At 69.4% G+C, this 1,766-nt stretch carries 3 protein-coding genes; 1 reads left to right on the forward strand and 2 read right to left on the reverse strand.

Annotated elements, in window-relative coordinates; all coding sequences use genetic code 11:
- On the reverse strand, positions 1–209 hold a 209-nt coding region (locus tag A6A27_RS23100; protein WP_143194125.1), incomplete at its 3' end, for a transposase.
- Between the two features lie 268 nt (positions 210–477).
- Positions 478–1,062, reverse strand: coding sequence for a MarR family winged helix-turn-helix transcriptional regulator (locus A6A27_RS23105; protein WP_073836744.1), 585 nt, complete (start codon positions 1,060–1,062; stop codon positions 478–480).
- A 71-nt stretch (positions 1,063–1,133) separates the two neighbouring features.
- Between A6A27_RS23105 and A6A27_RS44355 the strand changes: the two genes are divergently transcribed.
- Positions 1,134–1,766: hypothetical protein (locus tag A6A27_RS44355; RefSeq protein ID WP_158074032.1), on the forward strand; the 633-nt coding region annotated here is incomplete at its 3' end.

Consider the following 1,766-nt stretch of genomic DNA (forward strand, 5'->3'; position numbering starts at 1 on the left):
GACTCGGCCGCCCACCGGGCAACGTTCCCCCGCACTGTCGCATAGTCCCAGGTCGAGGACGTCACGAACTGCTGCAACTGCTGATGATCGACGCCGAGACGTTCCGCCATCGGCTGCATCGACTTACGCGCCCCGTCGGTGAGCAGCCCCCGCACATACAACTCACCCTTGACCCGCTGGTCCGACCGCCGAACCGCACCGTCCAACATCTGCGCAGCGAACTCAACCAGCCGCGGACGTACCTGCTCGATCTGCTCCGGAGTCACACCACCAGCCAACCACCATCCACATGGAAGCCACCAACGACACACCCGACACCTAACAAAGTGCTACTAGGGCTTGTCCGACATGATCCGCCGGACAGGCCCCTAGGTTCAGGCCGTCGGAGGCCGATTGTGAGAGACCAACGACGACCACCGGTGACGACTTCTACCCAGGTGGCAAGGCGTGGTCGGCCCGGTCGACGCGGGTCTGGTGTTACCCAGATTCCGTGGATTTCCGTGGGGCGTCGGCTGGCGAAATACCCGCTTTGCGGGACCCTACTTCGGCCGACGCGCCGCTGCCTTGCCTGGCGTAGCCGGGGTGGACGTGGGCGGTGAGTCCCTGCTGGTCGGCGATGCGACCGAGCAGGGTGACGAGCTGCGCGTGTTCGGCCTCGTCGAGCGCTTGGCACAGGTCGCGCTCGTGGGTCCGAGCGACGTGCTGGAGGCGGCGCATCAGGGCTTCCCCCTCCTCGGTGAGGTGCAGGGCGTACTGCCGGCGGTCGACGCTGCTGCGTTCACGGCGGAGGAGGCCGCGTGATTCCAGGTCGTCAACGAAGGCGACCACGCGGCTCGGCAGCAGCCCCAGGTGGGTGGCCAGCTGCTGCTGGCTGCTGGCCGGGGCGGCGGCGATCGCGCGGATCAGCCCGGCCTGCGGCGGGGTCAGGCCGAGGCCGGCGATCCGTTCTGCGAACCGGCTGCTGGCGTGGGCGCCCACCTGGGCCAGCAGGAACGCGGCCCCGCCGCGTCGGCGGCTCGCACTCGTCGCTTCGCCGTCCTGGGTTGCGGGGCGGAAAGACATGGAGATAGCGTACCGGGAGAACCGTTCATGGAGCGAATCATTCGCGACTGATATCAACGGAGGAAGCTGACATGACCAAGCGTCAGACAAGTCCGAATCCCGGCACGTTCGAGGACAGCCGGTCGCAGAGCCGACATCTGGGCGGCGCGCCGCTGCTGCCGCCGGCCATCGCGTACGTCGTGCTGGCCCTCGCCGCCGTCGTCATGCCATCAGCCGTGGCAGGCGTGGCGCCCTACTCCTCGGACGCCGACCTGCTCGACTTCTACACCCACCATCTGGGCGCGGCGCACCTGTCCGCCTTTCTCCTGCTGGCCTCGGCCGTGCCGTTCGTGGTGTTCACCGCCATAGCGTCGCACCGGGTGCGCGCCGCCGGGCTGGACGTGCCGGGTCGGCTGATCGCCCTGGTCGGCGGCACGGCCGCAGCCGCGCTGCTCGCCATGTCCGGGCTGACCACCCTCGCGTTGACCCAGACGCACGTGGCCGACAGCCCTATCGCGATCCGCGCGCTCAACGCGCTGGCCTTCGCCACGGGCGGCCCGGGTTTCGTGGTCTTCTCCGGTCTGCTGCTGGCCGGGATCTCGGTGCCCGCGCTCGCCGGGCAGTTGGTCCCACGCTGGGTCGGCTGGTTCGGCCTGGTGATCGCGGGCGTGTGCGAGCTGGCCGCCCTCACCGCCGCGATCCCCGCGCTCGATCCGCTCCTTCCG

The organism is Micromonospora sp. CB01531, assembly GCF_001905095.1.
Taxonomy (GTDB): Bacteria; Actinomycetota; Actinomycetes; order Mycobacteriales; family Micromonosporaceae; genus Micromonospora.